Annotated in this window: 14 protein-coding genes; 8 read left to right on the top strand and 6 right to left on the bottom strand. The window is 52.2% G+C overall.

From position 1 onward, the window contains the following. Positions 1-43 precede the first annotated feature (43 nt). The gene (locus C1N58_RS20725; RefSeq protein WP_394564933.1) at positions 44-2,821 is read right to left on the bottom strand and encodes a flavocytochrome c; all 2,778 of its coding nucleotides are present in this window, start codon (positions 2,819-2,821) and stop codon (positions 44-46) included. Between the two features lie 585 nt (positions 2,822-3,406). On the opposite strand from C1N58_RS20725, the gene C1N58_RS20720 reads away from it, so the two are divergent. After that, positions 3,407-4,918, top strand: a complete 1,512-nt coding sequence (locus C1N58_RS20720; RefSeq protein ID WP_039339314.1) for a DASS family sodium-coupled anion symporter — start codon at positions 3,407-3,409, stop codon at positions 4,916-4,918. A gap of 157 nt (positions 4,919-5,075) precedes the next feature. Next, entirely contained in the window at positions 5,076-6,722 is a 1,647-nt protein-coding gene (fumA, locus tag C1N58_RS20715) for a class I fumarate hydratase FumA (protein WP_006122067.1), read from the top strand. A gap of 43 nt (positions 6,723-6,765) precedes the next feature. Here fumA and C1N58_RS20710 read toward each other — a convergent pair whose 3' ends face one another. Continuing rightward, complete coding sequence (locus C1N58_RS20710) at positions 6,766-7,419, bottom strand: SDR family oxidoreductase (RefSeq protein WP_039339312.1); 654 nt, start codon at positions 7,417-7,419, stop codon at positions 6,766-6,768. A gap of 89 nt (positions 7,420-7,508) precedes the next feature. Beyond that, positions 7,509-8,576, bottom strand: a complete 1,068-nt coding sequence (locus tag C1N58_RS20705) for an SDR family oxidoreductase (RefSeq protein WP_054687880.1) — start codon at positions 8,574-8,576, stop codon at positions 7,509-7,511. 99 nt (positions 8,577-8,675) lie between these two features. On the opposite strand from C1N58_RS20705, the gene C1N58_RS20700 reads away from it, so the two are divergent. From C1N58_RS20700 to proP, 4 genes are all read left to right on the top strand, one after another. Further along, entirely contained in the window at positions 8,676-9,578 is a 903-nt protein-coding gene (locus tag C1N58_RS20700; RefSeq protein WP_006122064.1) for a LysR family transcriptional regulator, read from the top strand. Between the two features lie 245 nt (positions 9,579-9,823). Beyond that, entirely contained in the window at positions 9,824-10,648 is an 825-nt protein-coding gene (locus C1N58_RS20695; RefSeq protein ID WP_282499120.1) for a CDP-diacylglycerol diphosphatase, read from the top strand. Between the two features lie 218 nt (positions 10,649-10,866). Then, complete coding sequence (locus C1N58_RS20690) at positions 10,867-12,069, top strand: MFS transporter (protein ID WP_054687878.1); 1,203 nt, start codon at positions 10,867-10,869, stop codon at positions 12,067-12,069. A 332-nt stretch (positions 12,070-12,401) separates the two neighbouring features. Continuing rightward, a complete protein-coding gene (gene proP / locus C1N58_RS20685) occupies positions 12,402-13,877 on the top strand; it encodes a glycine betaine/L-proline transporter ProP (RefSeq protein ID WP_054687877.1) in 1,476 nt (491 codons plus the stop codon). Between the two features lie 58 nt (positions 13,878-13,935). Here proP and C1N58_RS20680 read toward each other — a convergent pair whose 3' ends face one another. After that, complete coding sequence (locus C1N58_RS20680; RefSeq protein ID WP_054687876.1) at positions 13,936-14,472, bottom strand: YbhB/YbcL family Raf kinase inhibitor-like protein; 537 nt, start codon at positions 14,470-14,472, stop codon at positions 13,936-13,938. A gap of 342 nt (positions 14,473-14,814) precedes the next feature. On the opposite strand from C1N58_RS20680, the gene C1N58_RS20675 reads away from it, so the two are divergent. After that, positions 14,815-14,988: a GhoT/OrtT family toxin gene (locus C1N58_RS20675; protein WP_006122059.1), complete on the top strand. Its 174-nt coding sequence runs from the start codon at positions 14,815-14,817 to the stop codon at positions 14,986-14,988. Positions 14,989-15,160: 172 nt separating this feature from the next. Here C1N58_RS20675 and clcA read toward each other — a convergent pair whose 3' ends face one another. Beyond that, on the bottom strand, positions 15,161-16,555 hold the full coding sequence (gene clcA / locus C1N58_RS20670) for a H(+)/Cl(-) exchange transporter ClcA (protein ID WP_394551268.1): 1,395 nt from the start codon (positions 16,553-16,555) through the stop codon (positions 15,161-15,163). Positions 16,556-16,801: 246 nt separating this feature from the next. Here clcA and glsB point away from each other — a divergent pair, with 246 nt between their 5' ends. After that, positions 16,802-17,722, top strand: a complete 921-nt coding sequence (gene glsB, locus C1N58_RS20665) for a glutaminase B (RefSeq protein WP_394564932.1) — start codon at positions 16,802-16,804, stop codon at positions 17,720-17,722. A gap of 1 nt (position 17,723) precedes the next feature. On the opposite strand, the gene C1N58_RS20660 is transcribed toward glsB, so the two are convergent. Beyond that, positions 17,724-18,665: a D-2-hydroxyacid dehydrogenase gene (locus C1N58_RS20660; RefSeq protein WP_394564931.1), complete on the bottom strand. Its 942-nt coding sequence runs from the start codon at positions 18,663-18,665 to the stop codon at positions 17,724-17,726.

Raw genomic sequence — 18,665 nt, 5'->3', positions numbered from 1 at the left:
AAGAACCGGCATCCGATGTTATACGGATGCCGGATATCACGACTTAGCGTTTGGCAAAAGCCGCTGCGTTTGCGCCAGCAAGAATACCAAAGATGATGATATCGGCAACCGCGTTTCCACCGATACGGTTTGCACCGTGGATACCACCGACGACCTCACCACAAGCCCAGGCACCGTTAATAACCTGCTTATTGGTGTCCAGTACTGCAGTCGCCGTGTTGATAGTCACGCCGCCCATTGTGTGATGGACGCCGGGCGCGATGCGAATGGCATAGAAAGGCCCTTCGCTTAACGGATGACGCAGCGCGGTTTGACGGCCAAAATCCTCGTCTTTCTGTTTAATCACAAAACCGTTGTAGCGTTGCAGTGTCTCTTCCAGCGTACGGTGTTCCATATTCAGCTTAACCGCCAGCTCCGCTACGCTCGGGGCGCTGATCACAAAGCCTTTCGCAATATATTCATCAGCGGCCTTGTTGTTCATACGGACCTGCTCGTCAAAGATAATCCAGGCACTTTTTTCTGGCAGCGCAATAATCTGTGCCGAAACTTTATCGCGAGTTTCCATTTCGTTGTAGAAGCGCTGGCCTGCCTGGCTGACCAGGATCGCCCCGCCACCGCGAATTGATTCTGAGACCAGGTAAGATGTCGTCTGCTCGACGGTCGGGTGAATCTGAATCTCGCCCATATCGACTGTATCCGCCCCAATTTTTTGCAGCATTGCGATGCCTGCACCGGTAGCGCCTTTATGGTTGGTGGTGACAAAACCATCCAGTTCCGGGCGATATTTCACCACCATTTCCCGGTTAGCACTGAAACCGCCTGTCGCCACAATCACGCTTTTTGCGTTCAGAATACGGCTGTCATTGTATTCATCCACCACCTTCACGCCGCTGACCGCGCCGTTTTCAAACAGGATCTCTTCAACTGCGGTTTCAAGCAGCACGTCGATATTACGGCTGTTGATATTTTTCACCAGACCACTAATCAGGAAGCCGCCGACAGCGGAGCGGTCTGCAGGGCGATGCGTACGGTCGATACTCATACCGCCTGTGATAGTGATATCGTTAAGCTCAATGCCGTGATCTGCCAGCCAGTCGATGGCTTCCGGCGCTAAGTCAACAAACTCACGCAACAGCGCGGGATTATTTTTAAATTTACCGCCTTTGAGGGTTTCTTCATAAAACAGCTCCTTGCTGTCCTGAATCCCTTTCAGCTTCTGAAAACGCGTTTCTGCGGCGTTCATCCCGACAGAGGCTTTGATGGTGTTGCCGCCAATGGTCGGCATCTTCTCAATGACCACCACTTTAGCGCCTTCATCGTGGGCCTGAATGGCGGCGGCCAGCCCTGCACCACCACTGCCAACAACCACAACGTCATACTGCTGTGGCGCGTTGGGATTGCCGCCCTCTTCAATGACGTGTGCTTTGTTCGATGTGGTCATTGCGCGTGAGACCGCTTTTTTCAGCGCTTCACTCTGTGTCGTCGCACCGGTAATCGCGTCAACATGTGGGCTGTTTGCCACCAGAATACGATTACGCAGACTTTCAAACGTGGTGGTGAAGTCCACATCCAGCGTGTCATCAAAAACCAGGGAAATATCGGTAATACGATCGGTATCCAGCGTAACGTTGATTTTCAGCTTCAGCGCTTCAGCCTCAACTTTCTCCTGATAAACGCCCGCTTTGTATTTACGACCGGTTTCGCTCATGTCACGAATCATGGCGTCAACCAGTGAGAAACGCCACAGAGGCTCGGGGATGAGTAAAGCTTCACGTTTGTTGCTGTCGATATAGAGTTCAAGGTGCTCGTTATTGATGATGCGGTCAGTCCAGTCTGGATAAGCGATGCAGGCTTTACCGACGGCGACCAGGTCATAGCCTTTTTCCAGTGCCTTTTCTGCATCCTCTTTGTTAACCACGCCGCCGACACCTATTACCGGGACCTTCGCCAGGGTTTCTGACCGCATGGCAATAAACTTCTCAATAAGCGGTGTAGGATCGGTGGTATCCACGATGGATGGGCGCATCAACTGCCCGACAGAGAAGTGCACATAATCCAGGCCCCGTGCTGCAAGTTTCTCCAGTAAGTACATTGTGTCGTCAAAGTGGATGCCGGGCACTTCGAGTTCTTCAGGCGAAAAACGATAACCGATGATGAACGAGCTATGCGCAAAGCGCTCGGCCATCTTATGCGTGATATCCAGCACTTCCAGCGGGAAGCGGGCGCGGTTATCACGACTGCCGCCCCATTTGTCTTCACGCTGATTTGAGTTAGGTGAGTAGAATTGCTGAATAAGATAGGTGTTAGCGCCATGGATTTCTACGCCATCGAAACCCGCTTTGATGGCGCGGTTAACGGCATCACCAAATTTGGTGATCATTGTATCCACTTCTTCTGCCGTTAAGGCGCGGGGCGTCGTTGCCCCTTCACGGGGTGCCGCAATTGCGCTGGGCGCGACAGGGGTTTTACCGCCAATCAGTTCAGGCTCAACCATGCGTCCGCCGTGATAGATTTGAAGAATCGCGGTGGATCCTTTTTCCTTGATGGCGTCAGCGATGCGTTTTAAGCCGGGTATTTTGTTGTCGCTGTCGATGGCGATCGCACCCGGAAAAGCCGGGCCTTTTGGATCGATAAAGCAGCACTCAACAATCACTGTTCCGATACTGCCCGCACGTGCACGGTAATATTCAACCAACTCGCTGGTCACCGTACCATCATAAAATCCGGTACAGGTTGTCATTGGTGCCATGATCAGACGATTTTTTAAAACTGCACCACGCGGCAAGGTGAGGGGATTAAGAATTGGGGTGAGTGTATTCATTGCGATTAACTCCAAAATATCAAAAGCCGGGAATTCTTTCTGGACGTTTTTAATTTAATTTAAGTGGTCCGATGTCATGCCTCTAATATATCAGTTAATTTAGTTTCATAAGATATAATTTTAATTATTTAACTTTTAAATATCTTTAGACTTTTTGTTTTATTGGAGTGATTTCGTGATGTATGGTTATTGTTAATCAATAGTTACCAAAAAGAAATAGTGAAACAGCAGTAAAATAAACACACTAAAAACAATAATTTAAAATTAACGTTCTGTGTTTTTTCTTCCTGATGTGGTTGCAAAAAGTATTCGATGCTATCTTACTCACCTGTTCCTCATTGATTATTGTTTAATTTGTTAAAACATAAAAAATACAATTTAACTTATTTGATCCAGATCAAAATTTTATTTCTCAGAAGTTGCATCATATTCACATGGTTTCTTAAATTTTCTGCATCGCACGAGTAGAAACGTTAAAAGAATATAAAACACCACGGGTTATTCTTATAATGTAGAATAAATAAAATGTCTTGAAGAATTCGCCGGGGCGTTAATCGTATTATCCTTAACTCGTAGAAAAACACTATGAAAACACTCTCAAACATGAAAGAGCCCCCTAAAGCAGCCCCTGCAGCTGCGGGCAAAAAAAATAAAGCACTGATGCTAGCCCTGCCTGTCATCGTCGCAGTGCTTTTATTACTCGTCCCCGTACCGTCCGGTCTTGAACCTTATGCATGGCATTTCTTCGCCATCTTTGTTGGGGTGATTGTAGGCTTGATTTTTGAGCCGCTGCCCGGTGCCGTAATTGGTCTGACAGGCGTCGTAGTCATCGCCCTCTTCAGTCAGTTTTTGCTGTTTAGTCCGACAGAACTGGCCAATCCGACATTTAAACTCGCAACGGAGTCCTTTAAATGGGCCGTCAGCGGCTTTGGTAATTCAACCGTGTGGCTGATCTTTGGCGCATTCATGTTTGCTGCTGGCTACGATAAAACGCAGTTTGGTCGTCGTCTGGCCCTGATTCTGGTGAAATATCTGGGCCGCCGCAGCTTAACATTAGGTTATGCCATCACTTTTGCTGACCTGCTGTTAGCACCCTTTACTCCGTCTAACACCGCGCGCAGTGGCGGTACCATCTACCCGATTATCGCCAACCTGCCACCGCTGTATGGATCTAAACCCAACGATCCCAGCGCGCGCAAAATCGGATCCTACTTAATGTGGGTTGCCATCACGGCGGCCTGTATTACCAGCTCCATGTTCCTGTCTGCACTGGCGCCGAATCTGTTAGCCCTTGCTTTAGTCAAAAGCGTCATTGGCTTCGATATTTCCTGGGGAATGTGGTTTCTTGCCTTTATTCCTTTAGGTCTGCTGCTGATTCTGACCATGCCGCTGCTGGCTTACTGGTTCTATCCACCTGAAGTCAAAGTGAATGATGAGGTGCCACGCTGGGCGATGGCAGAGCTTGAAAAACTAGGTAAACTGACCCGCAATGAAATCCTGTTACTGGTGTTTGTGGTCTGTGCGCTGTTGATGTGGATTTTTGCTACTGCCTGGATCGAACCGGCCATGGCGGCACTGTTAGTCATCATCCTGATGCTGTGGACTGGTGTGCTTAACTGGAATGATATCACCAGCAACAAAGCGGCCTGGAACACTTTTGCCTGGTTTGCCACGCTGGTAGCCCTGGCTGACGGTCTGGCCAGAGTGGGCTTTATCGCCTGGCTGGGTAAAGAAGGAGGAATATTACTGCAAGGCTATGATCCACAGATCTCGGCGGTCGTGTTGTTAATTGCCTTTTTCCTGCTGCATTACCTGTTCGCCAGTACCACCGCGCACACAACGGCGTTACTGCCTGCCATGTTGACGATTGCCGCCTCGATTCCTGGCATCAATATGCCCGTGTTCTGTCTGATGCTGTGTACCTCTCTGGGCGTGATGGGCATCATCACACCTTACGGTACAGGTCCGAGCCCTATTTATTACGGCAGCGGCTACTTACCTACTAAGGATTACTGGCGACTGGGAACTATCTTCGGCGCTATCTTCCTGATTGCAATGATGCTGATTGCTTATCCCTGGATGGTGTGGATGTTCTGACCGCGCCCTGTGCAATCCAGCGCGTCATACGATAACATGCCACTACTTGCCAGCCTGCGCTTACGGCTGGCAAGCATAATAAACAACGAATTCGCCTGTGATGTTGCTCCTGTCAGCCTGTCTCAAAAGGAGCCAGCACGTCATTAAGTGAGATACCATGTCGAACAAACCTTTTTATTATCAGAACCCCTTCCCTCTTACCCACGAGGATACCGAATACTACCTGCTCAGCCCTGACTATGTTTCCGTTGCTGAATTTGACGGGCAGGAGGTGCTGAAAGTAGAACCTCAGGCGTTAACCTTACTCGCGCAACAGGCTTTTCATGATGCTTCCTTTATGTTGCGCCCGGCCCACCAGCAGCAGGTGGCCTCTATTCTTGATGATCCTGAAGCCAGCGATAACGACAAATATGTGGCACTCCAGTTCCTGCGCAATTCAGAAATCGCGGCCAAAGGTGTACTGCCAACCTGCCAGGACACCGGTACAGCCATCATTATGGGGAAAAAAGGTCAGCGCGTGTGGACAGGTGGAGGTGATGAGGCCGCCCTGTCAAAGGGGATCTACAATACCTATATCGAAGACAATCTGCGTTACTCACAGAACGCGGCGCTGGACATGTATAAAGAGGTCAACACCGGGACTAACCTGCCCGCCCAGATCGATCTCTACAGCGTGGATGGTGACGAGTACAAGTTTCTCTGCATCGCCAAAGGGGGCGGTTCAGCCAACAAAACCTATCTGTACCAGGAAACCAAAGCTCTGCTCAGCCCGGGTAAGCTGAAGAATTATCTTGTCGATAAAATGCGCACCCTGGGCACCGCAGCCTGTCCGCCTTACCATATCGCCTTTGTCATTGGCGGTACCTCCGCTGAAAGCACGCTGAAAACCGTGAAGCTGGCGTCAACGCACTACTACGATGGCTTGCCAACAGAAGGCAACGAGCATGGCCAAGCATTCCGCGATGTTCAGCTGGAACAGGAATTACTGGAAGCCGCACAGCAGTTAGGGCTGGGCGCACAGTTTGGCGGAAAATATTTCGCCCACGATATACGCGTTATCCGTCTGCCACGCCACGGCGCATCCTGCCCCGTCGGTATGGGCGTCTCCTGCTCCGCTGACCGCAATATAAAAGCCAAAATCAACCGCGACGGTATCTGGATTGAGAAGCTGGAAGCCAATCCTGGACGCTATATTCCTGAAGCGCTGCGCAAACAGGGTGAGGGCGAGGTGGTGCATATTGACCTGAATCGCCCAATGAATGAGATTCTTGCACAGCTTTCTGAGTATCCGGTGTCCACCCGTCTGTCCCTGACCGGCACCATTATCGTGGCCCGCGATATTGCGCATGCGAAATTGAAAGAACGTATTGATAACGGCGAAGGCCTGCCGCAGTACATCAAGGATCACCCGGTATACTATGCCGGACCGGCAAAAACGCCTGAAGGCTATGCATCGGGTTCACTGGGCCCGACAACAGCAGGACGTATGGATTCCTATGTTGACCTTCTGCAGGCAAATGGCGGCAGCAAAGTGATGCTGGCAAAAGGCAACCGCAGCCAGCAGGTTACTGATGCCTGTCATAAACACGGCGGGTTTTACCTGGGCAGTATTGGCGGACCCGCGGCGGTTCTGGCGCAACAGAGCATCAAGAGCCTGGAGTGTGTGGAATACGCTGAGTTAGGAATGGAAGCAATCTGGAAAATCGAAGTAGAAAATTTCCCGGCCTTCATTCTGGTCGATGACAAAGGAAATGACTTTTTCCAGCATATCGAACGTGAACACTGCTCGCGCTGTGTAAAATAAGCTGGCAGTAACAGAAAACGGCCCCCTGACAGGGGCCGTTTATTTAGCGCTGCAAACGTTGCAGAGCGTGACTGATGCTTTCATCACCTGCGGTCAGTTCAATGATTTTGTGATTCAGTTGCGGTGTTTCAACGAGCGCCACCAGCGTGGCGGCAACGTCTTCACGTGGAACCGCTCCGTATGGGATGGCGTAACCGGCTCGTACGGTGCCACTGCCCGCCGTATCCGTTAACGTCCCGGGACGCAGGATTACCCAGTCAAGCTGACTTTCCACCAGGCGAACATCCGCCAGCCGCTTCACATGCATGTAGTTCTCGAAGCCTTCAGACGTTTTTTCGCCCCGCGCCGCATCCGGAAAAACCGACACCAGCAAAAAACGGTTAACCCCCGCCTTCTCTGCTGCAGCAACCGCCAGCGCCAGACCCTGACCATCAATAGCATTGGTGAGTTCAATGCCAGCACCACCCGCCCCTGCGCTGAAAATCACCACCTCATGACCGGTCATTTTCTGCGCCAGCGTCTCAACACTGAGTTTTTGAAGATCGCCCATGATCGGTGTCGCGCCCACAGCGGTGATGGCTTCGGCCTGCTCCGGTTTACGGTGCAGCGCCGAGACCGCATGCTGTCTGGCGCAGAGCTGTTTCGTCAGGTGAGTGCCCACTTTTCCCGCCGCGCCAATGATAAAACACGTTGCCATCGTCCTGATCCTTATTTCACGTCAGTCAGACTACAAGTATAACCCTTAGCGCAGCGGCGATGGCCTTGCGCTGACAGGGCCGAATCCCGTTACTGCGGGATGATTTTTTCCTGCTTCAGCTTATCGAACAGCTGGATGAATGAATCCAGCGTGCTGCGGTAGCCGGTAAACCCCGCTTTACGGCTTTTACTCATATCGGTAAAGGCTTCCATTGGACGGCCCAGATCGGCGTCAGTGTGCCACCATGACGCCAGTCGGGTGACGTCGCTCTCACGCAGGTTTTCGCGCCCGGCAATGGCCTGCCATACGCTGGCAGCGTCCTGCATACGGCCATCGAGCGGCATCATTTTTGCCGGATAAGCAGCGGCTTCAATACCAAAATATTCAGCCAGTTTCGGCCACATCCAGTTCCAGCGGAACACATCACCATTGACAGCGTTAAAATCCTGATTGGCCGCGTCTGGACTGGTTGCCGCCCACTCAAGTTGTTCGGCCAGGAGATCCGCATCGGTCATATCCACAACGCCGTTCCACTGTTCAGGTGAGCCCGGGAAGATAAACGGCCAGCCTTTTTCTTTACACAAGGTCGCGTAAACGGCCAGCGTCTGCCCCATGTTCATGGCATTGCCGAGCGCATAGCCAATGATGGTATGGGGACGATGGACACTCCAGCGGTAACCGTACTTGTCAGCGCCTGCAAAAACCTCATCTTCCTGCGCGTAATAAAAGTTATCAACGGGCTGACGACCTTGTTCTTCACGGAAAGGCGTAACCGGCACCTCACCTTTACCGTAAGCCTCGAACGGCCCCAGATAGTGCTTCAGCCCGGTGACAAGGGCAACATGCGCCCCCTGTAAGCGCTCGCCGAGTGCCTCAATAACATTACGGATCATCCCGCCATTGACGCGGATATTCTCTTTTTCGCTGTCCTGACGCGCCCACACGCTGAAGAATACCGCATCGGGTTTCGTATCTTTCAGGGTAGCGCGCACCGCATCGGGATCGGTCAAATCGGCCGTCAGACTGTGGCAGCCTTGCGGAACAGCGCCGCGACCGCGGGATAATCCGCTGACCTGCCATCCGTCTTTCATTAACCTTTCAGCCAGCGCTCGCCCGATAACCCCGCTGATTCCGACAATCAAAGCCTGTTTTTGCATGTTAATTCTCCTCGTTTTGCGTAATGCTAAGCGTAATAGAGAATTTAATTCCTATTATTGGTAATTATTCACAGCATTCTCAACCTGAGTTCATCAATCATGCACGATCAACGTCTTAAGGATATTGTTCCCTTTGTTGCCAGTGTTGAAAGCGGCAGTTTTACTGCTGCGGCAGCACGTCTGCATGTCACCGGCTCCGCCGTGAGTAAAAGCGTCAGTCGGCTGGAAGCGCGGCTGGGCTCGCGCCTGCTGGAGCGCACAACACGCAGGCTGCAGCTCACCGATGCCGGTAACGCCTATTACCAAACCTGCATACGCATCATGGAGGAGCTTGCTGAAGCTGAGTCAGTTCTGGCAGCACAACGTATTATTCCGTCAGGACGCCTGCGACTCGCTGTGCCGCATACGTATGGTCGCCTGAATGTGATGCCGTTGCTGATTCCGTTTTGCCAGCAGCATCCCGAGCTTGAGCTCAGAGTGAGCTTTTCAGATCGTTTTATTGATCTCTTCGACGAAGGTATTGATGTCGCGGTCAGGATTGGCGGATCCGCCGATTTACCAGCCTCAATGGGCAGTCGCTACCTGGGACGAGAGAGAATGGTGTTTTGTGCATCGCCAGCCTGGCTGGATCGCGAAGGCCGGCCACAGGACGAACAGGCGCTGATGCAACATCGGGCCATTCTTTACGAACGCGCGGATAACACGCCCAAACCCTGGTTATTCCCCCGTGAAGAAGGACATGTCCAGTGGCGAGATATGCCGTTTCGGATGGCATTGGGTGATGTAGATGCGCAACTCCAGGCGGTCATAGCTGGACTTGGCATAGCGCAAATGCCCTCCTGGCTGGTAAACAGTGCCGTAGCTAAAGGCGAACTGGAGATTATCCTGCCACAATTACAGCCTGATGGTCTGGCCCTGAGCGTCATCTGGCCACGCCGTAAGCAACTGCTGCCGAAGGTAGATGCCTTGTTATCCGCACTGACACAGCTGGTGATTCGCTAAGTGATTAAAGATCTCACCTCTGCGGCCGACGGGCGTTCGGCACGGCCAGCGCAGAAACACGCGCGGGATGATCTTCTGTCACACACGCTGTGGCCTTTATTGTGGCGTGTCGCTAATTTATTGTGTAGCCGGTGGAACGGATAAGCCTGTAAGGACAAATAAGGTATGGCATTTCAGAGCGCGAACACTTCGGATTATGCACATAGTACGGCGCCACGCGGCACGTTAACACCGGCGGCAGTCTGATGCCTCTCCTGCCCCTTCTGTGCCGCCTGAGTATTCTGGCAGGGATAGCTTTTGCGCTGTCAGGCTGTGCGCGCCAGGATGCGTTGTGGATGGTGACGAACGACGTTTGCAGGGTGAACTACGCGTACACTGGCTATGCTGCCCCCTGCCAGCAAGTCTATCTTGCAAAAGGGGAACAGCAGGGCTTCAGCGTTATTCAAAATCCACGTTATCCGTATCATTTTATTCTGGTGCCCACACTTTTGTTATCTGGTATCGAAAGCCCCTTATTGTCGTATACGACCCGCACAGACTATTTCGGTTATGCGTGGCTGATGCGTTATCGCGTAATGGCGGCGTATGGCGGAACGGTGCCGGAAGACAGGCTGGGCATGGCTGTCAATTCCGCCTGGGGGCGCAGCCAGAATCAACTGCATATTCATCTCACCTGCCTGCGGGAAGATGTCTATCGCCAGTTACAGGCTGAACGCCCTTATATTCAGGATGACTGGCATCCCCTGCCAGACAAATTGTTAACGCACACTTATTATGCGCGACGCGTCCTGCAGCCCAGTGTGATGGGCATTTATCCTGTTGCATCCGTTGCCCGCGATTTTCATCTGTCTCCGCCTCAGTTGGCGGAATACGGGATTGCCGTTGTTCCTGCCACGTTTTCAGGAAAAAACGGCTTTATCCTGCTGGTGACGCGACGAGGCTGGGATAAAGGGAACCGGGCATCCGTCGAATCGCTTCTGGATAAAAATTGTGAAATTCTGCACGACCCAACACTGCTCCCTACGCAGGCCTCCCCAGTGGCAACGATGAAGACAGTGCCGCATCAATAAGGGGATGGCACGCTATGGCATAAAGCCTGACCGCTGGCAGCCTCAGTGCCCCTCACACAGTCAGCTAGTCATTAGACTAAATTACACAAAACGTGAATTTTTTCATTTTGTAACTTTAACGTTATGTTACTGAGTATTTTTACTGCCATGATGCATTGCGTTACGCATTGAAATGTGGTCGTTACCCACACCTTCTTATCAGCTACAGGGAAAAGCACATGTCACAACGGTCACTTCAGGCGCTGTGCCTGATGAGTTTTTTTCTGGCCGACGTCAGAGACGGCCTTGGGCCCTTTTTAGGCATTTTTTTGACAGAACGCCACTGGAGCCCAGATGAAATAGGCCTGGTGATGACCTCAGGCGGTATCGCCGGACTGCTCTCAACGTTACCGGCGGGTGTGGTTGCCGACGCCACACGTTACAAACGCTTTATTATCCTGGCGGGTTGTGTCGTGATCACGGTCGCTACCTTACTGCTCTGGTACAGCAATCAGTCATGGACGGCGATTATTTCGCAAATCGTCGCGGGCATCGCTGCCGCCTTCATCGGTCCGACGGTGGCAGGTATAACGCTGGGCCTGACCGGGCAAAAAGGGTTCAACCGTCAGATGGGACGCAACGAAGCCTATAACCATGCGGGTAATACGCTGGCGGCTGTCCTTGCAGGTTTTGCCGCCTGGAAATGGGGGCTGGGTGCGGTGTTCATCCTGATGATGGTCATGGCGGTATTTGCGGCTATCGCCACCCTGGCTATTCGTGCAGACGATATTGACCATGATGTGGCGCGCGGCCTGGACGATAAATCGTCGGATAAACCTACGCTCAGCCTGTGGATACTGGCGCGCAAACCGGCGTTGCTGGTGGCCGGATTGACGCTGCTGCTGTTCCATCTGGCTAACGCTGCGCTGTTGCCCATGCTGAGCATGCGTGTGGCCTCCTCAACCGGACCTGATACGGTGGATCCCGGCCTGTATGCTGCCGCAACGGTCGTAATTTCCCAGTTAGTGATGATCCCTGTCGCGATCTTTGTCTCTAAACGTGTCGATCAGATTGGCTATCGCCGTTTAATCATGACCGCACTGTTAATGATGCCGCTGCGCGCGGTTATTGCAGCAGAATTTCCGGAGACCTTTTTCGTGGTTCCCGTACAAATCCTGGACGGTATTGCGGCCGGGATACTGGGCGTCGCCGTGCCGGGCTATATCGTGTCGCTGTTGCGCGGCAGTGGGCACGTGAACGCTGGCCAGAGTGTGGTAATGCTGATGCAAGGCGTTGGGGCGTCCATGAGCCCGGCCATGACAGGCCTGATTGTGGCCCGTTACTCTTACAGTATTGCCTTCAGCGCATTAGGCTGCATTGCCCTGGTAGCCTTGATGTTGTGGTGGTTCTCGGGCCGGACGCCCGAGGCGAAGCCTGCCTGATGTGCCCTTCTCTGCCAGCCCTGGCTGGCAGAGAGTCTTCGCGCACCACTTTTAACGGGCTCCCGGGTCACTCTCAGTGCCTTTTCGAAAACATGGCAAAATGTAAATAAAAGTAAAAACTCATTTTCTGCTATCTCACTTATAAGACAGTCTTTTTTCCCAGAGACTTGCAAAAAATGACATTCATCGACTATGTTTCTACGCTGCGGTTAAGAACGCTCTATCATTAAAGTTACTGGCCTCTTATAGCTTTCACTTCCTTCTCTTCCGTTAACCTCGCTGACTGGCTGCGAAAGCTATAGGTCGTCCCATTTAAGTCGTATGAGGAAAATATGGATACTAACCATTCATCGTCAACCAGGCCAAAAAAGCATTTCTGGAATAAAAGGCCAAAAAAACTCACTGTTGATGATATTACCGTTATTGATAATGACATGCTGAAGCGGGCAGTAGGGGCCGCGGCATTAGGCAATGCCATGGAGTGGTTCGACTTCGGGGTTTACAGCTATCTGGCGGTGATCATCGGTAAGGTTTTCTTTCCCGATGCCAATAACGCGATTCAGCTTATCGCCACCTTTGGTACTTTTGCGGCCGCCTTTTTAGTGCGTCCACTGGGTGGGATGGTATTTGGTCCACTTGGCGATCGGATTGGACGCCAGAAGGTGTTGGCGATAACGATGATCATGATGTCGATTGGCACATTTTGTATCGGCATTATCCCTTCTTATGCCTCTATCGGGATCATGGCCCCTATCCTCTTGTTGGTCGCCCGCCTGGTGCAGGGGTTCTCAACGGGCGGTGAATATGGCGGTGCAGCCACCTTCATCGCAGAATATTCAACAGACAAACGTCGCGGTTTCATGGGCAGCTTCCTGGAGTTTGGAACGCTTGGCGGTTACCTGCTGGGCGCGTGTCTGGTGACGGTCATGACTTCGGTAATCTCGTCCGAGGCGATGATGTCGTGGGGCTGGCGCGTGCCCTTTTTTATCGCCGCACCGTTGGGCTTGTTCGGCCTGTATGTGCGTCTGAAACTGGAAGAAACGCCGGCCTTCAAACAGCATATGCAAAAACAGGAGGAACTGGAGCAAAGCAAACCGCGCCTGAGCCTGTTTAAGATGCTAAGTAAGCATCGTGTCCCGATGATGAAATGTATCGGCCTGGTCCTGTTATTTAACGTGTCGAACTATATGCTGACGTCGTATATGCCCAGCTATCTGACCGGCGTGCTGGGTTTACCTGAACTGAGCGGTCTGTTACTGGTCATGGTTGTCATGTTTGTGATGATGCCGCTCACGCTGATGTGGGGCCGCTGGACCGATCGCATTGGGCGCCGCCCGGTGATTGGTTTCGGTGCGGTAGGGCTGATTTTGCTCTCAATCCCCTGCTTTATGTTGATCGGGACACATAATATGTGGGCCGTCTTTGCGGGACTGTTGATTCTGGGCGTGCTCCATACCTGCTTCAGCGGCACAATGCCCTCGACATTACCGGCACTGTTTACCACGGATATTCGTTACAGTGCGCTCGCCATCGGCTTTAATCTGTCTGTATCGTTGTTTGGCGGGACAACCCCGTTACTGACAGCATGGCTGGTCGATACCACGCAGAATACCATGATGCCAGCGTACTATATGATGGTGGCGGGTGTGATTGGATTACTGACGATTCTGACGGTCAGGGAAACCGCCCGTAAGCCGTTAAGCGGTTCATCCCCCGCTGTGGCAACTGAAGCTGAAGCGCATAGCCTGATTAGAAAACTGGATAAAAGCGCAGAACCAGTGCCACCCTCACCAGCCGACGCGAAATAAAGCAAACTCACGAAAAACACCCTGCACATGCAGGGTGTTTTTTTGATCGCATAGCACGTTAGTCATTGCCGAAACGGGCGACGGTGCTTGCAGCAGCCAGCGCATGCCCTTTAAGTTTACTCAGCAGTTGATCATGCGTTAAACCGGCTTTGAGCGCAGACGGCGGCAGGTCTGTGGCAATAAGCACAAAGTTGTAGTGATGAAGCCCAGATCCCACAGGGGGACAAGGACCATAATAGTGCGCCGTACCCGGTGAATTCTTACCGCCGGTATAGCCTTTCCCCTGCGTCAGTTCGCCCTGAGCAAATGCGCTGCGTTCAGCGGCAATGTTGTACGCCACCATATGCGTAACCCCGAGCCCTTTTGCGCCAACAGGATCGGTCATCAGCAAGGCAAAGCTTTTTGTGCCCGCCGGTGTTTCGGACCAGTTGAGTTCAGGAGAAACATTCTGCCCGGTACAGGCTGGTTTACTTTTATCTGCGCCCGCGAACTTCTTATCCAGCACGCCATTATCACTAAAATCTTTTGACTGCAGCGTCAAAGCCAATGCCGCAGGACTCAAACAAATTAATAGCAGAGAAATCAGTTTATTCACCGGGTACTCCTGTGCGAAACCGTATTAAGAGGGGGTAAGCGTGAGGCACGTTGCCGTAAACAGTATATGTCGCAAAGCCTGGCTGTGCAGACGCATGAGGGGCTATGAAAGCGAGGGCTGTCGTCAGCCTGAAGGCTTACGGTAAGCGCGAGCATGCTGTTACATAATCGCCTGAACTTTCGACGATTTCAGCATGAAATCGCCAGCTCACCTTGGCTGCTCTACGGTTTACCTTCTTAGAAAGGCATTGTTTTTTTATTTACACAAAAGGTCTGATACTTGATCTAAGTCACAAAAAACCGCATGATCGTAACAAATCATGAATCAGGGATAAGGGCTCAAATGACACTTTATCAACACATGTTGGTTTTCTACGGCGTGGTTGCTTTTGTTGCCGCGCTCATTACGTTTTTTATCGCCCGCGACAAACTCAGCATTAAATTACTGAGTGCCTTTCTGGTGGGTGCAACCTGGCCGATGAGTTTCCCCGTCGCCCTTATGTTCGCGTTGTTTTAAGGCCTTTCTCCTGCCCGTGCCGGCTGGCTTTTCCTGATCGCTTTTCTCTCTGCCAGACGTTTCCCTGCACAAGCCTGCGTGATATCGCACCTGTTCCGCGCAGTCTGCTTTACATACGGACGCCATCATTTTACAGATGGCGCGCGCCCTGCCTGCCGTAATCGGGATGCTTTTACCGCGCCGTTGCCCCCTCCTCCTGAGGTTGTTGTTTTGCCAGCGTACGTGCCAGTATCGTTGAATACAGCGGTGTACCGCCGAAATACTGTGCAGAGAGTGTCGCACCGAGACAGGTAATAATCATCGGCAGGATCAACTGATAATTGTTGGTCATCTCCAGTACCAGAATAATTCCGGTGAGCGGTGCCCGAACAGAAGCGGCAAACAAGGCGCCCATGCCTGCTACGGCAAACGTCGCGGCTTCAAGATGATAGGCTGGGAAGAGGTTAACGCACAGTTGCCCCACGCAGGTACCCAGTAAGGTGCCCAGCGTCAGCATGGGGGCGAAAATGCCCCCTGGGGCGCCAGAGGCAAAACACAGTAGCGTGACGACCGCCCGCAATAAAAATAAGGACAGTAAGGCAATCGACGTATAGTTTCCTGCGGTAAAGTCGGGGATGAGCGTAATCCCGCCGGTTACGCCCTGGGGCAATATCAGCCCCAGTAAGCCACATAAGCCGCCCAATAACGCCCCACCCAGGACCCAGCGTGATGTCCGTCCCTGATGCAGCCTTTGAAACAGATCCTGAAGGGTAAATATCAGGCGATTAAAAGCGACGCCACAACCGCCAAATAAAATCCCCAGCAGTAAATATAACCAGAGCGTCTGGATCGGAGCATCTTTTAACTGACCGATATTGATAATGGGCTGATTACCGTTCAGCGCAAGAAAAACGATGCTTGAGGTACTGACGCCTACAAACACCGCTTTAATGGAGATAAGGCTAAAGCGGAACTGCAGACGCATTTCTTCAATGATAAACAGAATGCCCGCCAGCGGTGCATTAAAGGCTGCGGCCAGACCTGATGCGGCCCCGGTAGCCAAAATAGTGTGGCGGGATTCAGAGGAGCGCATGCGAAAGATATCGAGGCACATACGCCCGATGTTACCACCAATCTGAACCGTCGGGCCTTCACGACCCAGCACCATGCCAGAACCAATTGCGCCAAGTCCGCCAAAGAATTTAACCGGCAACACGCGCCACCAGCGCACCGGCCTCAGTTCTTCCAGCGCACCTTCGATTTCAGGAATGCCCGAACCGCCTGCTTCCGGCGCAAAGCGCCTGACAAGAAAATAGCCTGTCGCGGCCAGCACGGCGGAAAAAATAAAAGCGTAGCAGCCAAGAAGAAAGACATTATTTTCATGCTGGCTCAGCCAGTTGATCCGCGAATGAATCACCCAGCCAACGGCTTTATCAAACGCCACCGCGGTCAGGCCAGTCAGCACACCCACCAGCGCGGCCATCAGCAGCAACGCGGCCGGTGTTTTGTCTCGACGTATAATATATTGCAACAGACGGAGCCGACGAGGCCGAAAAATCCCGTGTCGGTTTGAAACAGAAGCGCGCATGCCTGACCTCAAATATCCTGCTGAAAACTGACCACCCAAATTAAATCGAGAGGTTAGCGTATTTGCAGCATTATTCCTCGCTTTTATTTATCTCTGGATTTTACTACGTCTGCTGTTCTGCCACTCGCCACCCGCGAAGAACATGATTTCAGGATGTGCACGGCAATTTTATCCATAAACCATTGATTTGCGCCTGAAGGGCGCTCATCATCCTGCGCCATCATCACTTATTCTGGAGTGAAACGTGTGACCACGCTGAGTAATGCCTTGCTGGAAAAGGTTCTTGAACAGGTTCGTCCCTTAATTCATCGCGGTAAGGTAGCCGATTATATTCCGGCACTGGCCGACGTCGCTGCCGATCATTTAGGTATTGCCGTCTGTCTGCGTGACGGCACAGTCTTTCAGGCGGGTGATGCTGAAACGCGCTTTTCCATCCAGTCGATTTCTAAAGTCCTCTCCTTAACTGTTGCACTGACGCGCTATGAGGATGCGGAGATCTGGCAACGCGTGGGTAAAGAGCCCTCAGGTCAGCCGTTCAATTCACTGGTTCAGCTTGAACTTGAGCAGGGAAAACCGCGTAATCCTTTTATTAACGCCGGCGCGCTGGTGATCTGTGATTTGCTTGAAACGCGTCTTACAGCACCGCGCCAGCGTATGCTTGAGATTATCCGTCAACTGAGCCAGCAACCTGATATTCAGTACGATCGTCATGTCGCGCGTTCAGAGTTTGAACACTCAGCCCGCAACGCGGCTATCGCCTGGTTAATGAAGTCATTTGGCAATTTTGACAACGACGTGACCAACGTGATGCAGACCTACTTTCACTACTGCTCATTGTCCATGAACTGTATTGAACTGGCCCGCAGTTTTATTTACCTGGCAAACCAGGGAAAAACGCTTGACGGCTCGGTGCTCATCACCTCCCGTCAGGCCCGGCAAATCAATGCCTTGATGATCACCAGTGGCATGTACGATGGGGCGGGTGAATTTGCCTGGCGCGTCGGCATGCCCGCAAAATCGGGCGTTGGTGGCGGTATTATTGCCCTGGTCCCGGGCGAAATGAGTATAGCGGTATGGTCACCCGGGCTGGACAGTGCAGGCAACTCGCTGGCAGGCACTGCCGCGCTGGAGTGCCTGACTGACAGGCTGGGCCGCTCAATATTCTGACTCAGCTGACAACATTTACAGGCCGGTTTTGCTCAAAGCCAGCCAGATTGACCATGATGCCTTGCAACAAATTTTGCATACCACTTTTGCTTGCCCAGGCAATATGCGGCGTGACAAGCAGATTCGGCACATCGGCCTGAAGCAGAGGATGATCGGCTGGCGGCGGCTCACTGCTCAGCACATCCAGTGCCGCTCCGGCTATCGTGCCCTGTTGCAATGCCTCCGCCAAATCAGCTTCATGAATCAGACCGCCACGCGCTGTGTTGATCAACAGCGCATGGGTTTGCATCTTATTCAGGGTTTCACTGTTAATCAGATGCCGGGTTTGTTCGCTCAGGGGACAATGCAGCGAAATCACATCGCTTGCGGCCAGCATCTCGTCAAAACTTACATAGCCCTCACGCACCCTGGTGCTGCCCCTGCGTTCGGCAAAGCACACCTTCATGCCGAGCGCCTGTGCCAGCCTGCCCAAGGCGATACCAATGTCTCCTTTTCCCACAATGCCTAATGTTGCCCCCGCAATATCCTGAATCGGTGAACGGTGAAAACAAAAATGAGAAGACGCAGGCCATACTTCACGCGTGAGCGTCGCGTATTCCACTATCTGGCGACGCAACGCAAAAATAAAGGCAATCACGCATTCTGAAACGCTTTGCGTTGAATAGCCGGGGATATTACTCACGACGATTCCACGTTCCCGACACGCCGGAATATCAATGCAATCAAAGCCCGTGGCGGTGACGCAGATATAGCGCAGGTCAGGAAGCTGTGCCAGAGTCGCCGCACGCAGCGGGACTTTATTGGTGATGGCAATCGTTGCGCCCTTTAACGCCTCAATAATCTCATTGTCGTGCGTTTCCTCACGAAAACACCAGTCGCTGCACCAGTCAGGTTGAGGAGGAGGGACGGGCAGCGTGCCGCCATCAAGCGTTACGATTTTCAT

The organism is Pantoea sp. SGAir0180, assembly GCF_043546245.1.
The sequence above is the reverse complement of the archived record's forward strand: the minus strand, read 5'-3'. Positions and strand labels throughout refer to the sequence as shown.

Coding starts and splice junctions, on each gene's coding strand:
- C1N58_RS20725 (WP_394564933.1), bottom strand. CDS start 2,821: ATGAATACACTCACCCCAATTCTTAATCCCCTCACCTTGCCGCGTGGT.
- C1N58_RS20720 (WP_039339314.1), top strand. CDS start 3,407: ATGAAAACACTCTCAAACATGAAAGAGCCCCCTAAAGCAGCCCCTGCA.
- fumA (WP_006122067.1), top strand. CDS start 5,076: ATGTCGAACAAACCTTTTTATTATCAGAACCCCTTCCCTCTTACCCAC.
- C1N58_RS20710 (WP_039339312.1), bottom strand. CDS start 7,419: ATGGCAACGTGTTTTATCATTGGCGCGGCGGGAAAAGTGGGCACTCAC.
- C1N58_RS20705 (WP_054687880.1), bottom strand. CDS start 8,576: ATGCAAAAACAGGCTTTGATTGTCGGAATCAGCGGGGTTATCGGGCGA.
- C1N58_RS20700 (WP_006122064.1), top strand. CDS start 8,676: ATGCACGATCAACGTCTTAAGGATATTGTTCCCTTTGTTGCCAGTGTT.
- C1N58_RS20695 (WP_282499120.1), top strand. CDS start 9,824: ATGCCTCTCCTGCCCCTTCTGTGCCGCCTGAGTATTCTGGCAGGGATA.
- C1N58_RS20690 (WP_054687878.1), top strand. CDS start 10,867: ATGTCACAACGGTCACTTCAGGCGCTGTGCCTGATGAGTTTTTTTCTG.
- proP (WP_054687877.1), top strand. CDS start 12,402: ATGGATACTAACCATTCATCGTCAACCAGGCCAAAAAAGCATTTCTGG.
- C1N58_RS20675 (WP_006122059.1), top strand. CDS start 14,815: ATGACACTTTATCAACACATGTTGGTTTTCTACGGCGTGGTTGCTTTT.
- clcA (WP_394551268.1), bottom strand. CDS start 16,555: ATGCGCGCTTCTGTTTCAAACCGACACGGGATTTTTCGGCCTCGTCGG.
- C1N58_RS20660 (WP_394564931.1), bottom strand. CDS start 18,665: ATGAAAATCGTAACGCTTGATGGCGGCACGCTGCCCGTCCCTCCTCCT.